Origin of the sequence: Pantoea sp. C2G6 (assembly GCF_051336815.1) — a bacterium.
In the GTDB taxonomy this organism is placed as follows: domain Bacteria; phylum Pseudomonadota; class Gammaproteobacteria; order Enterobacterales; family Enterobacteriaceae; genus Pantoea.
In genome coordinates this window covers 498,333-517,034 of record NZ_JBGMNJ010000001.1, presented here as the reverse complement: position 1 = coordinate 517,034, position 18,702 = coordinate 498,333, and the positions used below count along the sequence as shown (strand labels likewise).

The 18,702-nt window shown below is 57.9% G+C and carries 14 protein-coding genes and 1 other RNA gene; 5 read left to right on the top strand and 10 right to left on the bottom strand.

Going from position 1 to position 18,702, the window contains the following annotated elements; all coding sequences use genetic code 11:
- Positions 1-19 precede the first annotated feature (19 nt).
- Positions 20-424, top strand: coding sequence for a hypothetical protein (locus ACCW71_RS02470; protein WP_436369712.1), 405 nt, complete (start codon positions 20-22; stop codon positions 422-424).
- 33 nt (positions 425-457) lie between these two features.
- Here ACCW71_RS02470 and ydiJ read toward each other — a convergent pair whose 3' ends face one another.
- Positions 458-3,511, bottom strand: a complete 3,054-nt coding sequence (gene ydiJ / locus ACCW71_RS02465; RefSeq protein ID WP_436369406.1) for a D-2-hydroxyglutarate dehydrogenase YdiJ — start codon at positions 3,509-3,511, stop codon at positions 458-460.
- A gap of 352 nt (positions 3,512-3,863) precedes the next feature.
- Between ydiJ and ydiK the strand changes: the two genes are divergently transcribed.
- Together ydiK and rprA are read left to right on the top strand one after the other, a co-directional pair.
- The gene (ydiK, locus tag ACCW71_RS02460; RefSeq protein ID WP_436369405.1) at positions 3,864-4,982 is read left to right on the top strand and encodes an AI-2E family transporter YdiK; all 1,119 of its coding nucleotides are present in this window, start codon (positions 3,864-3,866) and stop codon (positions 4,980-4,982) included.
- 292 nt (positions 4,983-5,274) lie between these two features.
- An RNA gene (gene rprA / locus ACCW71_RS02455) (antisense sRNA RprA) lies at positions 5,275-5,383 on the top strand.
- Between the two features lie 164 nt (positions 5,384-5,547).
- Here the strand turns inward: rprA and ppsA are convergent.
- Positions 5,548-7,932, bottom strand: coding sequence for a phosphoenolpyruvate synthase (gene ppsA / locus ACCW71_RS02450; RefSeq protein ID WP_436369404.1), 2,385 nt, complete (start codon positions 7,930-7,932; stop codon positions 5,548-5,550).
- Positions 7,933-8,368: 436 nt separating this feature from the next.
- Between ppsA and ppsR the strand changes: the two genes are divergently transcribed.
- Positions 8,369-9,196: a posphoenolpyruvate synthetase regulatory kinase/phosphorylase PpsR gene (gene ppsR / locus ACCW71_RS02445; RefSeq protein WP_031375700.1), complete on the top strand. Its 828-nt coding sequence runs from the start codon at positions 8,369-8,371 to the stop codon at positions 9,194-9,196.
- A gap of 152 nt (positions 9,197-9,348) precedes the next feature.
- Positions 9,349-10,395 carry a 3-deoxy-7-phosphoheptulonate synthase gene (locus ACCW71_RS02440; RefSeq protein ID WP_436369403.1) on the top strand — a complete coding sequence of 349 codons (1,047 nt, stop codon included), beginning with the start codon at positions 9,349-9,351 and terminating at the stop codon, positions 10,393-10,395.
- A 1-nt stretch (position 10,396) separates the two neighbouring features.
- Here ACCW71_RS02440 and ACCW71_RS02435 read toward each other — a convergent pair whose 3' ends face one another.
- The 8 genes from ACCW71_RS02435 to pheT all read right to left on the bottom strand — a co-directional run bounded on the left by ACCW71_RS02435 (position 10,397) and on the right by pheT (position 18,689).
- Positions 10,397-11,848 carry a protein adenylyltransferase SelO gene (locus ACCW71_RS02435; RefSeq protein WP_436369402.1) on the bottom strand — a complete coding sequence of 484 codons (1,452 nt, stop codon included), beginning with the start codon at positions 11,846-11,848 and terminating at the stop codon, positions 10,397-10,399.
- 84 nt (positions 11,849-11,932) lie between these two features.
- The gene (locus ACCW71_RS02430) at positions 11,933-12,679 is read right to left on the bottom strand and encodes an EAL domain-containing protein (RefSeq protein ID WP_436369401.1); all 747 of its coding nucleotides are present in this window, start codon (positions 12,677-12,679) and stop codon (positions 11,933-11,935) included.
- Between the two features lie 294 nt (positions 12,680-12,973).
- Complete coding sequence (locus tag ACCW71_RS02425; protein WP_436369400.1) at positions 12,974-13,432, bottom strand: NlpC/P60 family protein; 459 nt, start codon at positions 13,430-13,432, stop codon at positions 12,974-12,976.
- 68 nt (positions 13,433-13,500) lie between these two features.
- Positions 13,501-14,250 (bottom strand): vitamin B12 ABC transporter ATP-binding protein BtuD, encoded by a 750-nt coding sequence (btuD, locus tag ACCW71_RS02420; RefSeq protein ID WP_436369398.1) that lies wholly within the window; start codon positions 14,248-14,250, stop codon positions 13,501-13,503.
- The gene (locus ACCW71_RS02415; RefSeq protein ID WP_436369396.1) at positions 14,251-14,796 is read right to left on the bottom strand and encodes a glutathione peroxidase; all 546 of its coding nucleotides are present in this window, start codon (positions 14,794-14,796) and stop codon (positions 14,251-14,253) included.
- 50 nt (positions 14,797-14,846) lie between these two features.
- The gene (gene btuC / locus ACCW71_RS02410; protein WP_436369395.1) at positions 14,847-15,830 is read right to left on the bottom strand and encodes a vitamin B12 ABC transporter permease BtuC; all 984 of its coding nucleotides are present in this window, start codon (positions 15,828-15,830) and stop codon (positions 14,847-14,849) included.
- Positions 15,831-15,994: 164 nt separating this feature from the next.
- Positions 15,995-16,297 (bottom strand): integration host factor subunit alpha, encoded by a 303-nt coding sequence (ihfA, locus tag ACCW71_RS02405; protein WP_003853259.1) that lies wholly within the window; start codon positions 16,295-16,297, stop codon positions 15,995-15,997.
- Between the two features lie 4 nt (positions 16,298-16,301).
- The gene (gene pheT / locus ACCW71_RS02400; RefSeq protein WP_436369393.1) at positions 16,302-18,689 is read right to left on the bottom strand and encodes a phenylalanine--tRNA ligase subunit beta; all 2,388 of its coding nucleotides are present in this window, start codon (positions 18,687-18,689) and stop codon (positions 16,302-16,304) included.
- Positions 18,690-18,702 lie beyond the last annotated feature (13 nt).

The following is an 18,702-nucleotide window of genomic DNA, read 5'->3' as shown; positions in this document are numbered from 1 at the left end:
TCACATCCAGAGTGACATTATGCCGCTTTCGCTTTCAGCCTGGCTGCAACAGAAAATCGACCAGTATCAATTTTCGCTGCGTGATCTCACGCTCGACGTTTATATGGCGCAGGCGAAACTGGATCGGGACGACGCGACCATTCAGCAATTACGTCAGTTTAACGATATTTGTCAGGATATGGCAGAGGTCTGCCAGTTGAACGGTGACGATCTGAGCTACCTGCACGCCCTGGGTAAACTGCATCATCGCCTGGTGCAGGAGATGGCCAACGACGCGCGCGATCGTTTGTTTCGCCTTCAGGCCTGGCAACTGGCGCGCCTCTCTCTGACCCGCCTCAGTCATCAACTGGCGCTGGTCGGCGAGTGGGACAAAGCCACCGTGCTGCAACGTGAATTTGCACGCCACGCGGGCTGGATATTCTAATCCAGCCACGGCGTGACGTCGCGCACAATTTTTTTACACCAGCGTTAACAACGCCTGCAACGGATGGCGCATGCCGTTGCCTTCAATGCGCTTCACCTGACTGCGGCAGGAGTAGCCGGTCGCAAGACAGCGCTGACGCGGCAGGCGCTGAAGCTGTGGATGCCAGGAGAGCGCGTAGATCCCCAGCGAGTTGTCGAGGTTTTGACTCTCATGGCCGTAGGTGCCCGCCATGCCACAGCAGCCGACGCTGATATTCTCCAGCCTGGCGCCAAAGCGGGAAAAGATCGCCTGCCACTGGTTCGGCGTGGAGGGCAGCGAAGTCACCTCGGTACAGTGCGCAAACAGATACCAGGCTTCTCCGCTGGTACTCTGTACTTCACGCCCGGCCAGCGCACGCTCCAGCCATTCATGCACCAGCAGCACATTAAAGGTTCCGCGCGCCTCACCCAGCGTCTGGCGATACTCATCGCGGTAGCAGAGAACGGTAGCTGGATCGACCCCCACCATCGGCATCTCCAGCTGCGCCACCCGATTGAGGAAATCGGCGGTGCGGGCGGCGGTGCGCGCGAAGCGTTGCAGGAAGCCTTTAACATGCTGCGCTTTGCCGTTCGGGGAGAACGGCAGCAGCACCGGACGATAGCCCAGCTTCTCAATCAGCCTGACAAAGTCGCTGACCAGCTGGGCTTCATAGAAACTGGTGAAGGGGTCCTGCACCACCAGCACATAGCCGTCGCGTTCCGCGGCGGGCAGCTTTTCGAGCTGCTCCAGCGTCATATTCATGGCGGGATGGCCGCTGAGCTGCTGTTTCAGGTTGGGCGCGGAGAGCAGCGGCAGATCAACCATGCCGATATGCTTTTTGCTTAACTCTTTCACCCACGGCTGACGCAGGAAGAAATTGAACACTTTTGGCGCTTTCGCCATCAGTGGCGCGTAACTCTCGACCGCAGCCACCAGATGGTCGCTGGCCGGACGCAGATAGCGGGTGTGATAGAGCTGTAAGAAGCGCGAACGGAAAGCGGGCACGTCGATTTTAATCGGGCACTGGGTCGAACAGGCTTTGCACGCCAGGCAGCCTGACATCGCCTCTTTGACCTCATGGGAGAAATCATATTCGCCCTTGCTGGCGTGCCAGCTGTTGCGGGTACGGGCGATCAGGGCACGCAGCGACAGGCGATTTTCCGGCAGCTGTTTTTCCAGCATCAGCGGATCGACACCCTGCCCGGCCAGCAGCCGCAGCCACTCCCGCGTCAGCGCCGCACGCCCTTTCGGCGAGTGGATGCGGTTGCGGGTAATCTTCATTGAAGGACACATCGGACTGCGGGCATCAAAGTTAAAGCAGAGCCCGTTGCCATTACACTCCATCGCGCCGCGCCACTCATCCCGCACCGTAAGCGGGATCTGTCGATCCCAGGTGCCACGCTTCACCGCGTCGACCTGCATCATTTCGTCATCACGGTTAAACGGGGTGCAGATCTTGCCAGGGTTCAGCCGGTTGAGCGGATCGAAGGCGGCCTTAATCCGGCGCAGTTCATTAAACAGCGTCTCACCGAAGAAATCCGGGCTGTACTGGGCGCGGAACCCTTTGCCATGTTCGCCCCACAGCAGACCGCCGTAGCGCGCCGTGAGCGCCACCACCTGGTCGGAGATCTGCTTCATCATCATCTCCTGCTGCGGATCGCACATATCCAGCGCCGGACGCACGTGCAGCACGCCAGCGTCAACATGGCCGAACATGCCATAACTCAGCCCGTGGCTGTCGAGTAGCTGACGAAATTCGACAATGTAATCCGCCAGCTTCTCTGGCGGCACGGCGGTATCTTCCACAAACGGAATCGGTTTGGCGCGCCCTTTGGCGTTACCCAGCAGCCCGACCGCTTTTTTACGCATGTTATAGATGCGCTCAATGCCTTGCAGATCGTCACAGAGCTGATAACCGATAACGCCGCCCTGCTCTGCGGCCATCAGGGTGTCAAGACGCTCGCATAACCGTGCGATCTGCTGTTCAATCAGCGCCGCGTTGTCACCGGCGAACTCCACGATGTTCAGGCCCTGCATCTCTTTATCCGGTACGTCGGCGATCAGCTCGCGCACCGAGTGCCAGACAATATCTTCACGCGCCAGGTTCAGCACTTTCGAGTCGACGGTCTCTACCGACAGCGCCTGCGCCTCGACCATAAAGGGCGCGTTGCGCAGCGCGGAGTCAAAGGAGTCATACTTGATGTTTACCAGCCGTCTTACCTTGGGAAGCGGCGTAATATCGAGCCGGGCTTCAGTAATAAAGGCCAGGGTGCCTTCAGCGCCACACAGCAGCCGCGTCAGGTCAAAGGTTTGCATATCGTCGCTGAACACATGACGCAGATCGTAGCCGGTCAGGAAGCGGTTCAGCCGGGGGAACTTTTCCAGGATCAGCGCACGCTGCTCGCGGCAGCGCTCCAGCACCTGCTGATAGATGCGCCCTTCCGGTGTCGCGGTCTGCGCCAGGGTTTCAGCCAGCGCGGTCGCCATCGGCCGGGTATCGAGGATCTCACCGCCCAGCAGCACGGCGCGCAGGCCGAGCACGTGATCGGAGGTTTTGCCATAGACCAGCGACCCCTGGCCGGAGGCATCGGTATTGATCATGCCGCCCAGCGTGGCGCGGTTACTGGTCGACAGCTCGGGCGAGAAGAAGAAGCCATAGGGTTTCAGCCAGGCGTTAAGCTGATCTTTAATCACGCCCGCTTCGACCCGCACCCAGCCCTCGTCGGTATTAATCTCCAGAATGCGGTTCATGTAGCGGGACATATCCACCACAATGCCCTGATTCAGCGACTGACCGTTGGTGCCGGTGCCGCCGCCGCGCGGGGTAAATACCAGCGTGGCAAAACGGGCTTCACCGGCCACGCGGGCGATCAGCGCCACGTCAGCGGTTGAGCGCGGAAACAGCGCGGCATCGGGCAGCAGCTGATAGATGCTGTTATCGGTGGAGAGTGAGAGACGATCAGCATAGCTGGTCGCCATGTCGCCGGTAAAACCCTGCTGCTTCAGCGACTCAAGGAATGTCAGCACCAGCTGAACCAGGCCCGGTGCCTGCGAAATCTGTGGGATCATGATTGTCTGACCGAAGGTGTTGTAAACGTTTGCGTTTATGCGTGAGCGATTTCTCGTTTTATCATATTTTTTCAGCGCCTGCCCTTTTTTCAGACAGGGAATCTGAACGGGCTTGCCGCGGCAATGTGCGGCAAGGCTGCGCCGTTAAGGCGCCATTGCGGCCCAGACCGGCGTTTCCACTCGTCTCTGTTGCCGTTTTGTTCCGGGGTCGCGCCGCGGCAGCCACCGATGTTACGCCTGCTGAGACAAAAACCTTTCCCGCCAGCTCTGTTTAATCCGCAGCAAATAGATCATGATAAAAACGGGCATCCGAATGCCCGAAAATGAAGGATTAAGACGAGGTTATGAGTCAATGATGAAAAGCCAGTACCGGGACATGGATCTACCGCAAATTCTCTTTACCCTGATGTTTATTCTGCTCCTTATCATCGCCTGTCTGTGGGTGGTGCAGCCCTTTATTCTGGGCTTTGCCTGGGCCAGCATGGTGGTGATCGCCACCTGGCCACTGATGCTGAAGTTTCAGCGTCTGCTGTGGGGACGCCGTTCACTGGCGGTTATCGTAATGACATTGCTGTTGCTGCTGCTGTTTATTATCCCGATCGCCCTGCTGGTCAGCAGCCTGATCGATAACAGCGCGCCGGTGATCGCCTGGGTCTCGCAGGGACACCTGATGCCACAGCTGTTGTGGCTTAATGATGTGCCGATGGTCGGTGAGAAGCTCTATGCCAGCTACGATAAGCTGGTCGCGGGCGGCGGCTCCGGCATCATGGCGAAAATTCAGCCCTACATTGGCCGCACGACCGGCTTTTTTGTGGCCCAGGCCGGGCATTTTGGCCGCTTTATGATCCATCTGGCGGTGATGCTGCTGTTCAGCGTACTGCTCTACTGGCGGGGCGAACAGGCGGCCCAGGGCATTCGTCACTTCGCGTTCCGCATGGCTGGCCGGCGCGGGGACGCGGCGGTGCTGCTGGCTGCGCAGTCGATTCGCGCCGTGGCGCTTGGCGTGGTGGTCACCGCGCTGGTACAGGGCGTGCTGGGCGGCATCGGTCTGGCCATCTCCGGCATCCCCTACGCCACGCTGTTAACCGTGCTGATGATCCTCTGCTGTCTGGTGCAGATTGGACCGCTGCTGGTGCTGGTGCCCGCCATTATCTATCTCTACTGGAGTGGCGACACCACCTGGGGCACGGTGCTGCTGGTCTGGAGCTGTGTGGTCGGCACGCTGGATAACGTTCTGCGCCCGATGCTGATTCGCATGGGTGCCGATCTGCCGATGATCCTGATCCTCTCTGGCGTGATTGGCGGGCTGGTCGCCTTCGGAATGATTGGTCTGTTTATCGGCCCGGTGGTGCTGGCGGTCTCTTATCGTCTGGTTTCGGTCTGGGTCCATGAAGCCCCGGCGCCAGACAGTGACGCGCAGGCGGTAGCCGATGCGCTCGCCGACCATGAAGAGACCTTTCCCCGTCCCTGATCCCAGCCATTAACGTTCAGCGTCTCACTGTTGCGTCAGCAATGATTAGTGCGGTTAATGATGATTAACCGCACCCCTTATCTGATGTCACGCAATTTTTGTTTTTCATTAATGAATTTTAAGAAAAAAGCCATCTTTAGCCCGAAACAGACCATACAGGGCTAAAAAAGATTATTTTCTGCACTGTTTCTTAAGCCAAATGGCAGGGAAAAGGTGACAAAAGATTATCGGCTTTAAACTAATAAGAGGATTCTTAAAGACGCCAGCCAGCCATCTGAATAACATATTTCCTATGTTCGAAATCAACCTACTGATTTCTAAACAACCTTCTTCCCCCTGAGTAGAGTAAAGAATTGCTGTGTGTAGTCTTTGCCCATCCCCTGTGATGGGCTTTTTTTTTGCCTGACGCTGGCCAGACAGACACAGAAAAGGCCAGCAAAGCTGGCCTGTTGTTATTGATTACACGCTGGATCTGAACCTTTTATTACTGCTGGCCGTGCCCGCTTATCTGGCTCAGCGCGCCATCCGTGGCAGCAACACCCACCGCCTCCCGGTTTACCCGTCTTCAGGCCGTTTTATTTAGCTGCGCCAGAGTGACCCAGGTTTCCACCACGGTGTCCGGGTTCAGGGAAAGGCTGTCGATCCCCTCCTCCATCAGCCAGGCGGCGAAATCCTGGTGATCGGACGGCCCCTGACCACAGATGCCGACATATTTCCCCTGCTGCTTCGCCGCCCGGATCGCCATTGAAAGCAGCGCTTTGACCGCTTCGTTACGCTCATCAAACAGCGCCGAGACCACCCCAGAGTCGCGATCCAGTCCCAGCGTCAGCTGGGTCATGTCATTAGAACCGATGGAGAAGCCATCAAAATATTGCAGGAACTGCTCTGCCAGCAGCGCATTCGACGGGATTTCACACATCATGATCACTTTCAGCCCGTTCTCGCCGCGTTTCAGCCCCTGACGCGCCAGCTCTTCCACCACCGCCTGCGCCTGATCCACGGTTCGCACAAACGGGATCATAATCTCCACGTTAGTGAGGCCCATCTCATTACGCACCCGCTTCACCGCTTCACACTCCAGGGCGAAACAGTCACGGAAGCTGTCAGCCACATAGCGACCGGCCCCGCGGAAGCCCAGCATCGGGTTCTCCTCTTCCGGCTCGTAGCGTTCACCGCCCACCAGGTTAGCGTATTCGTTAGTTTTAAAGTCGGAAAGTCGCACAATTACCCGTTTCGGCGCAAATGCCGCCCCAAGGGTGGCAATCCCCTCGGTCAGCCGTCCGATGTAGAACTCCACCGGATCGTCGAAGCCTTTCATCATTTTGCGGATCTGCTGCTGCAATTCCGGCGTCTGCTGATCAAACTCCAGCAACGCTTTTGGATGCACCCCAATCATCCGGTTAATGATAAATTCCAGCCGCGCCAGGCCTACCCCTTCGTTAGGCAGACAGGCGAAATCAAAGGCGCGGTCGGGGTTGCCGACGTTCATCATAATTTTCAGGGGCAGTTCAGGCAGTGAATCGACCTGCGAACTGGTGACATCAAAGTCGAGCTGCTGATCATAGACATAGCCGGTATCGCCTTCGGCGCAGGAGACCGTCACGCTGTGCCCCTCTTTCAGCCGATCGGTGGCGTCGCCACAGCCCACCACGGCGGGGATCCCCAGCTCACGCGCAATAATAGCGGCGTGACAGGTTCGCCCGCCCCGATTGGTGACAATCGCTGACGCTTTTTTCATGATCGGCTCCCAGTCCGGGTCGGTCATGTCAGTCACCAGCACATCGCCTTTTTCAATCCGGTTCATTTCGCTGATGTCGTGGATCACTTTCACCACGCCCGCGCCGATACGATGGCCGATAGCGCGCCCTTCCACTACCACGTTGCCCTGGCCCTGTAGCGTGTAGCGCTCCATCACCTGCCCGTTTGAACGCACCGTTTCGGGACGCGCCTGGACAATAAAGAGTTTGCCGGTATGTCCATCTTTCGCCCACTCGATGTCCATTGGCCGCTGATAGTGCTGCTCAATCAGCACCGCCTGCTTCGCCAGCGCCTGAACCTCATCGTCGCTCAGGCAAAAACGATCGCGTTCCGCCTCAGGAACATCCTCAATCCGCACCTGTTCGCCATGCTGCTGTGACGCCGCATAGACCATGCGGACCTTCTTCGAGCCCATGTTGCGTCGCACAATCGCCGGGCGATCGGCCGCCAGCGTCGGCTTGTGGACATAGAATTCATCCGGGTTAACGGCACCCTGCACCACCATTTCGCCCAGCCCCAGCGCGGCGGTAATAAAGACCACCTGATCAAAACCAGACTCGGTATCAATGGTGAACATCACACCCGAGGCGGCCAGATCGGAGCGCACCATGCGCTGAATACCGGCAGAGAGCGCCACGCCACGGTGGTCGTAGCCCTGATGCACGCGGTAAGAGATCGCCCGGTCATTAAACAGCGAGGCAAAGACATGCTTCACCGCCACCATCACCGCCTCGATGCCCTGCACATTCAGGAAGGTCTCCTGCTGCCCGGCAAACGAGGCGTCGGGCATATCTTCCGCGGTGGCTGACGAACGCACCGCAAAGGAGGCGGCATCATCATCGGCGGAGAGCTGCTGGTAGGCCTCCAGAATCGCCGATTCCAGTTCCGGCAGGAACGGCGTCTCCACCACCCACTGGCGAATCTGCTTACCGGCCTTGGCCAGCGCATCAACATCATCAATATCGGTGTTATCCAGCAAGGCATAAATGCGCTGGTTCAGCCCGCTTTGATCGAGGAAAAGATTAAACGCATAGGATGTGGTCGCAAATCCATTGGGCACAGAGACCCCGAGCGACGACAGATTAGTAATCATTTCACCCAGCGAGGCATTTTTGCCCCCCACGCGATCAACATCATGCATACCCAGCTGGTTATACCAGAGCACCAGCGGCTGTTCGCCTGTATTGGACATTGAACTTATCCTTTATCAATGAATGGTCAGAGTGACGCATCGGTAATTAACCTCTTCACCCTGGCATACCCTTCCCTGAATAACGACGTGTTGAATCGTTAAAGCAGATTTTCAGCCGCAGTTTCAGAATTGCGCAGGCGCTTTATGCCTGTTGCGCAAAACCACTATTTTCCGCTAACTGATTGATGCAGCAGCAAATCGCCATTTTTCAGCCACTTAATAATTGTTTTTTGTTGCGCAACAAACGGGCGGGCTATTAACGCGCTGGCGAAGATAAAAAAGAAGATGAGAGAACGAAACGCCTTTTCATTTTTCAGCGTAGCACTAAAAACGGCGTCATAATTCAGATCTGCATTCCGAAAAATAAAAACAGAGATGATTTATCGCCGGGCATGGCTCATGCTGGTCGCTCCCCCTTGCTGAGACGGATTGGGTCATGACGACTGACAGAAGCGTATTTTATATTTCCGATGGGACGGCGATTACCGCCGAAGTGCTGGGTCATGCGGTGCTGTCGCAGTTTCCGGTGAATATCACCAGCCTGACGCTGCCCTTTGTGGAAAATGTGCAGCGGGCACAGGCGGTTAAAGCGCAGATTAACGCGCTCTATCAGCAGAGCGGCGTGCGGCCGCTGGTCTTCTTCTCCATCGTCACCCCGGAAGTGCGCGACATCATCGTGCAGAGCGAGGGGTTTTGTCAGGACATCGTGCAGGCGCTGGTGGCACCGCTGCAACAGGAGCTGGGCTTATCGCCCGCGCCGGTCGCGCACCGTACCCACGGCCTGGACGCCAGCAACCTCGGCAAATATGATGCGCGCATTGCGGCGATCGATTACACCCTGGCGCATGACGACGGCATTTCACTGCGTGGCCTGGAAGATGCCCAGGTGATCCTGCTGGGCGTCTCGCGCTGTGGCAAAACGCCCACCAGCCTCTATCTGGCGATGCAGTTTGGTATCCGCGCCGCCAACTACCCGTTTATCGCCGATGATATGGATAACCTCAAATTGCCGCCTGCGCTGCGCGCCCATCAGCATAAGCTGTTCGGACTGACGATCGATCCTGAACGGCTGGCGGCGATTCGGCAGGAGCGGGCGGAAAATACCCGTTACGCCTCGATGCGTCAGTGCCGGCTGGAGGTGGGTGAAGTGGAAGCGCTGTTCCGCACCCACCAGATTCGCTATCTCAACAGCACCAACTATTCGGTGGAGGAGATCGCTACCAAGATCCTCGACATTATGGGACTGACGCGCCGCATGTACTGAGCACCGATCCCGCTGCGTAATGTAAAGTACCGCTGCCGTCGGTTTTGATTTCATTATTGAATTCCGGGTTGAATTCGCAGGCTAATGGTTTATTGTGACCACCATCACTTCCCGGTATTTCACCGCTGCGAAGAACCCGTTTCGAGAAACTCATGAACAAAACCGACGAACTGCGTACCGCACGCATTGCCAGTCTGATTACCCCTGCCAGCCTGGCGGCTGAGCATCCTGTTTCGGCGGCGATCGCTGACAACGTCACCGCCGCCCGTAAACGTATTGCCCGTATCCTGACCGGTGAAGATCCCCGCCTGCTGGTGGTGATTGGCCCCTGCTCACTGCACGACCCCAAAGCGGCGCTGGAGTATGCAGCGCGCCTGAACGACTTACGCAGTCGCTATCAGGATCGGCTGGAAATTGTGATGCGCGCCTACTTTGAGAAGCCGCGCACCGTGGTGGGCTGGAAAGGTCTGATCTCCGATCCCGATCTCGACGGCAGCTATGATGTGAACCGCGGCATCGGTATTGCCCGCCAGTTGCTGATCGACATCAATGCGCTGGGCTTACCCACCGCCACCGAATTTCTGGATATGGTGATAGGTCAGTTTATTGCTGACCTGATCAGCTGGGGCGCGATTGGCGCACGCACCACCGAAAGCCAGATCCACCGCGAAATGGCCTCGGCGCTCTCCTGCCCGGTGGGCTTTAAAAACGGCACCGATGGCAATGTGCGTATCGCCGTGGATGCGATCCGCGCCGCGCGCGCCAGCCATATGTTCCTCTCGCCCGATAAGCAGGGCCAGATGACCATCTATCAGACCAGCGGCAACCCGCATGGCCATGTGATCCTGCGCGGCGGAAAAGAGCCCAACTACCATGCCCGCGACGTGAACGCGGCGGCGGAGAGTCTGGCGGAGTTTAATCTGCCACAACAGCTGGTGATCGACTTCAGCCACGGCAACTGCCTGAAGCAGCATCGCCGCCAGCTTGATGTGGCGGCGGATGTGGCTAAGCAGATTAAATCGGGGTCGCGCGCCGTTGCCGGGGTGATGATTGAGAGCTTCCTGCAAGAGGGCAACCAGAAAGTGGTCAGCGGCGAACCGCTGGTCTACGGCCAGTCGATTACCGATCCCTGCCTCGGCTGGCAGGATAGCGAAGCGGTGCTCGCGCTGCTGGCCGGGGCGGTCTCTCATCGCTTTTAAATCAGCTGGAGCAGCTGACCTCTAAGGTTTTGCCCCACTCTGGCGGCCGCTGACGATACTCAGCGGCGGTCAGATCGCTGAAGGGCTGCTGTAACGCCTGATGCAGGCGGGCCAGTGCGCCCTGCTCTCCCCGCTCCGCCTCTTCAATCGCCTGCTGCGCCAGATAGTTACGCAGAACCAGCGCCGGATTGGCGGCTTTCATCAGGGTCTGACGCGCCTCATCGCTGACCTGCTCCTGCAACAGCCGGTTGCGATAGCGCTGATACCAGCGGTCGAACGCCTCGCGGTCGATAAATTCATCACGCAGTGGCGAACGGGTTTCACTCTGCTGCGTCTCACTCAGCAGCCGGAATGTCAGGGTGTAGTCGCTGTGCTCCTGGGTCATTAACGTCAGCAGTTCGGTCAGGATCGCATTGTCATCGCTCTCCGCCGTCAGCAGGCCGAGTTTCGCCCGCATCCGTTCGCCCCACACCCGCATCAGCTCAGGTTCGTAGGCACTCAGAGCCGTGCGCAGTTGCTCCGTGGTCAGCAGCCCCGACAGCGCATGCGCCAGCCGGTTAAGATTCCATAGCCCGATCATCGGCTGATTTTCGAAACTGTAGCGCCCCTGGTAGTCACTGTGATTACAGATGTAGTCGGGCTGATAGTCATCGAGAAAACCAAACGGGCCATAGTCGAGGGTCAGGCCAAGAATCGACATATTATCGGTGTTCATCACGCCGTGGGCGAAGCCGACGCTCTGCCACAGCGCAATCAGGCGGGCGGTGCGTAACACAATGTCGGTGAACCAGAGCTGATAGCGGTCCGCTTCCCCGTCCAGATGCGGCCAGTGATGGCGGATGGCATAGTCGGCCAGCTGCTGCACCTTCTCCTGCTGCTGACCGTAAAAGAAGTGTTCAAAGTGACCGAAGCGTAAGTGACTGGGGGAAATGCGCATCAGCATCGCGCCGCGCTCTGTGGTTTCACGATAGACCGGCTCATCGCCAATCGACAGCGTCAGCGCGCGCGTGGTAGGGATGCCCAGATGGTGCAGCGCTTCTGAGGCGAGAAATTCGCGCACGCTGGAACGGATCACCGCGCGACCGTCGCCCATACGTGAATAGGGTGTCAGGCCCGCGCCCTTCAGATGCCAGTCCAGTTTACTGCCATCATCGAGCCGCTGCTCACCCAGCAGAATGCCGCGCCCGTCCCCCAGCTGACCGGCCCAGACGCCAAACTGATGACCACTGTAAACCTGCGCCAGCGGTTGCATGCCAGGCAGCAGCGCCGCGCCGTGCCAGACCGGGTGGCCGTCACCGGCGAAAAGCGCGCTTTCCAGCCCCATAGAGGCCGCCAGTGGCGCGTTGTGGTAGAGCAGGCGTCCGCCTGCCAGCGGCGCAGGATTCAGCGCGCTGTAGCACCCGGTCAGTTCACGGAACCAGGTGTTGTCAAAAGATACCTTGCCTGAGGACATTGTTGCTCCCTTGCGACGCTCAGCGATACGTCGGTTAGCCAAAACCTTCAGTGTAACGCTGATTCAGGGATTAAACAGGTCTCATCAGCCCGGCTGCTGTGAAGAGGGCACACGATTGTCGGCACAGAGCAGCGAATGGAGCGCGTCAGATTTGACCACCGGGAAGAGCGCGCCCTGGAAATCGACGCCGGTCAGCTGGCCCGCTTTATCCAGCAGCGCTTCATCATCGATACCACAAATAATGATGCGATCGCAGTGGGGACGGAAATTGTCGATAATACTCTGAATAAAGGGCGCGAAAGAGGCCCGCTTTGCCAGCGCATGAATAAAATCTTTATCAAGGCAGATGCAGTTAAATAAATTATCGTAGACCGCATTAGCCGGAGATTTCCCGGCACCAAAATGGGACAGTGATAAATTAAATTCAGCCGCCAGGCTCGCCAGCAACGGATTATTTCTGCCGCGTCTGAGTTGCGGAAACGTTTCAGTGATATTCAGCATGATGAACGGCAGCTGCTTTATTTTACGCATCAGCAGTTCGCTGGTCAGCAGGGTTCTGGCCATGCCATCATCAAGGCGAATAAAGGCTAATACCGAATGCCTTTCAAATAGCGCGCGGTACTGCTCCAGCAAACCGACCTGACTTTGTAACAGGCGCAGCTGCTGCGACTCATCGATCTGTGGCAGCAGGAGATCCTGCGGCAGCGTAATGGGGGCGCTGTCGTGCACAAACTGCGTGACCAGCTCCACAGCCGTTAACCGTCCATCAACGTCACAGACAGGATAAAACCAGATTTCCGACTGATAGTCGGCCGACAGATGAATTTTCATTTTGATGCCAGAATATGCGGCGATGGGGCTATCGTATAGGATTGGATAGTCGCAGGCAATAGGGCCAAATCATTGATGAGATGGACTTCTTTGCCCTTCCACCGCCGTTTGACCGCTGAACCTCACGCTTAAGCCAAATAAGGCTGGCAAAACTACGGTTATTAGTGGAATTAAATCGGACATCAACAGGATTAATAGAATCCCCTTTGATAACTGTCATTTAAAATAAAACTTCACCCTGCTCCGTTCGCTCTATTTAAAATTGGACTTAAGTCTGTTTATCGCTGGCGCTGATTAAATACGGCGTGCCTGCCAGAACACTTTGCGCCAGTAAACATTGTCCAGCGAAGAGCGGATCACGCCCTGACTGGTGGAGGCATGAATAAAGGCGTTATCGCTATCATAAATGCCGACATGCAGACCGTTCTCTCCCCGGCCGGTTTTAAAGAAGACCAGGTCGCCGGGCAGCAGCTCATCTTTGCTGATGCGCGTGCCGATGTCACTCTGCGCCGAAGTGGTGCGTGGCAGCTGAAGGGCGAATTTGTCGCGGAAGGTCAGATAGACAAAGCCGGAGCAGTCGACACCGCGACGACTCATGCCGCCGTAGCGATAGGGCGTGCCCCGCCAGTGACCCAGCTGATCGTTCAGTTCTGCAATCACGGTGATCGAGTCAGAAAGACGGCCATTAATCGGCGGCGCATGATGACTGCATCCCGTCAGCAGCAGAATCAAAATCAGCAAACCCAGACGCATCGCCAAATGTCCTTATCAGAAGTTGCAACCGGCTTAATGTAGCGGTAAAGCCCGCCGGGTAGCAAGCCTCAGGGCAATACCGTCAGCAGCCTGTGCCCTTCCAGCACCAGTTGCCGGAACGTCACCTGATAAAGCGGTGACAATCGCTGCGGGGTCAGCACCTCCGCCGCTGTGCCCTGGGCGATCAATTGCCCCTGCCCCATCAGCCAGACGCGATCGGCCTGCTGTAGCGAGTGGTTGAGGTCATGGCTGCTGGCGATAACGCCGATCCCCGCCGCACAGAGTTCCGCAAGCAGATCGTCTGCCGCCTTCTGCTGGGCAATATCCAGCGCGCTGAAAGGCTCATCAAGGATCAGCAGCCGCCCCTGTGCGTTGATCTGCGGGTCCACCTGCGCGCAAACCGCGGCCAGTCTGACCCGCTGCCATTCTCCACCGGAAAGCTGGCTCAGCGAACGGGTCAATTTGTCATGCAGTTGCAGCCGATGCAGCAGCGTGCTGAGCCGTGTCTCTGCCTGCGCCCCGGCGGAACGGAGATGCAGCCGTAAATAGTGCCAGACCGGCATCGGGCTCAGTGCCGCCTGCTGCTGCGGCAGCCAGCCGCGTACGCCAGCCAGCGCCCTGCCACTCCACTGCGCCAGCGGTCGCCCATCCAGCATCACGCTGCCCTGCGCCGGCTGTAACCCGGCGATCGCGCTGAGCAGCGTGCTTTTGCCTGCGCCGTTCGGCCCGGCGATGTGCAGCAACTGACCGGCGGCCAGCGCCGCGGTCAGCGGCAGCAGCCGTCCGGGGACGGCCACCTGCTCCAGCCGCAGCAACATCTATTTCGCCAGCGCCTGCTTAATGGTTTCCAGAATGATCGGGTCTTCCGGTGTCATATCGGGTGCGAACCGCTGGATCACGCTACCATCGCGGCCGATAAGGAATTTTTCAAAGTTCCACAGAATATCCCCCGGCGCTTTCGGCGCGCGACCTTTACTCTCCATCCGCTCGTAAAAGCCGCTGCCTTCCGGCCGCACCGCCTCGGGCCGGGCCGCAATCAGCTGTGTATAGAGCGGATGACGCCCTTCGCCATTCACCTCGGTTTTGGCGAACATCGGGAAGGTCACCCCATAGGTGGTGCTACAGAAGGTTTTGATCTCCTCACTGCTGCCTGGCTCCTGCTCAAGAAACTGATTGCAGGGAAAGCCGAGCACGCTGAAGCCCTGATCCTGCCAGGCTTTTTGCAGGTTCTCCAGCTCTTCATATTGTGGCGTCAGACCACATTTCGAGGCGACGTTGACCACCAGCAGCACGTTGCCCTGCCACTGTGACAGCGTGGTTTTTTCCCCATCGAGCGTAACCAGTTCAGTCTGAAAAATGTTCATGCGTTTTCCTGTTGTGAATGCTGTTGTGGATGCAGAGTAGCCAGCCGAAGCTAGCGCGAAGATTTCACCAGTAAAAGAATAAACAGTGGCGCGCCCAGTGTCGCGGTCACCACCCCTATCGGTAATTCCGCTGCGGTCAGCGCCAGCCGTGCAACGACATCCGCCGCTAACAGCACACCGGCGCCGGCCAGCGCCGAGGCGGGCAGCAGATAACGGTGATCGCTGATGCCGCTCAGACGCAGCAGATGAGGAATGACCAGCCCGACAAAGCCGATCGCCCCGGCCATCGCCACGCTGATGCCCACCAGCCAGCCCATCGCCAGCACCAGCAGGTTGCGCCAGTAGAAGAGTGACAGGCCAAGCTGCCGGGCAGAGGTTTCTCCCAGTGCCAGCAGATTCAGTTGTTCACCGGTGGCGAGCAGGCCCAGCATCACCGGCAGCAGCGCCAGCATCATCCAGCCGTAGCGCCAGTCTATACCGCTGAATCCGCCCATCATCCAGTACATCAGCTGGCGTAAATCCAGACTGGTGCTGAAGTAGACCGCCCAGGTCATCATGGCGCTACAGATAATCCCCAATGCCACCCCGGTCAGTAACAGCCGGGTGATGGAGAGCTGCCGATGGGCGAAATGCAGCAGGATCAGCGTGATAATCAGCGCACCGGCCATCGCCGCCAGCCCGAGGCTCCAGAATGAGCCGCTGCCAAGCAGCACCCCAAGCACCAGCCCGATACCGGCACCGTTGGAGACACCGAGCAGCCCCGGCTCCGCCAGCGGATTGGTAAACAGCGCCTGCATCACTACCCCGCACACCGCCAGCGACGCCCCGACCAGCACCACCGCCAGGCTGCGCGGCAGCCGCAGTTGCCAGACAAAGAGTTTGCCGTTAGTGGTGAACCAGTGAGAAGGCGCGATCCAGCTGTCACCGGCGCACAGGCTGAGACAGAGCAGCGCAAGCAGCACCATAGCTAACGCAATAAGCCATTTCTGGCCGCGGCGATCGGCCTGATAAGCGAGCTGGTCTGGCAGAAACATAAGCAGGATTGGCTGAGAAAACAGAGATTTGATTGTAGAGGGATTGCAAAAAAAAGAAAGGCTGACGGTGAGGCGGTTCAGGCCCGTAGTGAGAGTGGCTGGCCGCTTAGCCGGTGAGAGGATGAAAAAAGGCCGCTTGCGCGGCCTTTTTGAAACGCTGAAATTCAGTCAGTCTCTTTGGGTGTGGCGTTCTCTACGCGGCTTTTCAGCTTCTGCCCTGGGCGGAACGTTACTACGCGACGCGCAGTAATCGGAATATCTTCCCCCGTTTTCGGGTTTCTGCCAGGACGCTGGTTCTTGTCACGCAGGTCAAAATTACCAAACCCAGACAGTTTTACCTGTTCTCCATTTTCCAAAGCGCGACGTACCTCTTCGAAAAACAGCTCTACTAACTCTTTGGCATCGCGTTTGCTCAGCCCGAGTTTCTCAAACAGGTACTCTGACATCTCAGCTTTTGTAAGCGCCATAGGTTCAATCCCTCAAGGTTGCCTGGAATCGCTCTTTTAATGCCGCAACGCATTTGCCAACGGTCGCGGCAATCTCCTCTTCTTCGAGTGTCCGGCTGGTATCCTGCAAAATCAGGCTGATTGCGAGGCTCTTAAAGCCCTCAGAAACGCCCTTACCGCGGTACACGTCAAACAAGTTTACGCCAACTACCTGATTTACGCCAACTTTCTTACACTCTGCGATGATATCTGCTGCGGGGACGTTTTCAGCCACCACAACGGCAATATCACGACGGTTCGCCGGGAAGCGGGAAATCTCCCGCGCATCAGGCAGGACGCGGTCTGCGACCTTATTCCAAAGCAGTTCAAAGACTAAGGTGCGGCCGTTGAGATCCAGCTTACGTTCCAGCTCAGGATGAACCACGCCGATAAATCCGATCGGTTCATCGTGCAGATAAATGGCCGCGCTCTGTCCTGGATGCAACGCCGGATTAGCTTCAGCGCGGAAGCTGATCTCATCCAGTTTACCGGTTAAATCGAGCAGCGACTCTAAATCGCCTTTTAAATCATAGAAGTCAACCGCCTGACGCGCCAGATCCCAGTGCTCTTCAACCCGGTTGCCACTGATGACGCCAGCCAGCATAAGATCCTGACGAATGCCCAAATCCGCCTGGGTATCCGGTACAAAGCGCAGGCCGCTCTCAAACAGACGCACCCGGCTCTGTTGACGGTTCTGGTTGTAGGCCACCGCACTGAGCAGACCGGTCCAGAGCGACAACCGCATGGTCGACATATCGCTGGAGATCGGGCTTGGCAGCAGCAGCGCCTCTTCACCCGGATGCAGCAGCTGCTGAACCTTCGGGTCGACGAAGCTGTAGGTAATCGCCTCCTGATAGCCTTTATCCACCAGCAGGTTTTTAGCGCGCTTCAGTGACAGATCCGCTTCACGATGACGGGTCATGATCAGACCCGCCTGAACCGGCACGTCAGGAATGTTGTTATAGCCGTAGACGCGCGCGACTTCCTCGACCAGATCTTCCTCAATCGCCATATCAAAGCGCCAGCTCGGTGCGACCGCCTGCCACTGCCCCTCAGAGACAGTGACCTGACAGCCCAGCCGCGTCAGAATATCCGTTACCTGCTCATCGGCAATCACGTGGCCAATCAGACGGTCCAGCTTTTCACGGCGCAGGGTAATGGTCGCCGGTACTGGCAGCGCCGCCTGATGAGTCTGGTCGATGATCGGACCCGCTTCCCCGCCGCAGATCGCCAGCAGCAGCTGGGTAGCACGCTCCAGCGCGCGGTGTTGCAGCGCCGGATCAACGCCACGCTCATAGCGGTGTGAAGCGTCGGTGTGCAGACCGTGACGACGCGCGCGTCCGGTAATCGCCAGCGGATCGAAGTAAGCGCATTCGAACAGGATGTTCTGCGTTTCGCCGTTCACGCCCGAGTGTTCGCCACCAAAGATACCGGCCATCGCCAGCGCTTTGTGGTGATCGGCAATCACTAAGGTGTCGCTTTGCAGGCTCGCTTCGGTTCCATCCAGCAACGTCAGCTTTTCACCCTCTTTCGCCATGCGCACCACGATCCCGCCATCAATGCGGTCGAGGTCAAAGGCGTGCATCGGCTGACCCAGCTCCAGCAGAACGTAGTTGGTAATATCGACTACCGGGTCGATGGAGCGGATCCCGCAGCGGCGCAGTTTCTCTTTCATCCAGAGTGGCGTCGCGGCAGTGACGTTCACCCCTTTCACTACGCGGCCCAGATAGCGCGGACAGGCTTCGATGGCCTCAACCTGAATCGGGAAGGTGTCGCTCAGGGTGGCGGCAACCGGCAGGATCTCGGGCGCGTTCAGCGGCAGACTGTTCAGCACCGCGACATCGCGGGCGATGCCGATCAGGCCCAGGCAGTCGGCGCGGTTAGGCGTGACGCTGATCTCAATGGTGTTGTCATCGAGTTGCAGATAAGCGCGAATATCGGTGCCGACCGGCGCATCGGCAGGCAGCTCAATAATGCCGTTATGGTCGTCAGAAATCCCCAGCTCGGAGAACGAGCAGAGCATCCCTTCCGACGGCTCGCCGCGCAGTTTGGCCGCTTTGATTTTAAAGTCGCCTGGCAGCACGGCGCCGACGGTGGCCACGGCCACCTTCAGTCCCTGACGGCAGTTTGGCGCGCCGCAGACAATATCCAGCAGGCGGTCGCCGCCGACGTTGATTTTGGTGACGCGCAGTTTGTCTGCGTTAGGGTGCTGACCGCACTCCACCACTTCGCCAACCACCACGCCGTGGAACGCGCCAGCGACAGGATCAACCCCGTCCACTTCCAGACCGGCCATGGTGATCTGTTCAGACAGCGCGGCGCTGTCCAGGGCTGGATTTACCCATTCGCGTAACCAGAGTTCACTGAATTTCATTGGATAACCTGCC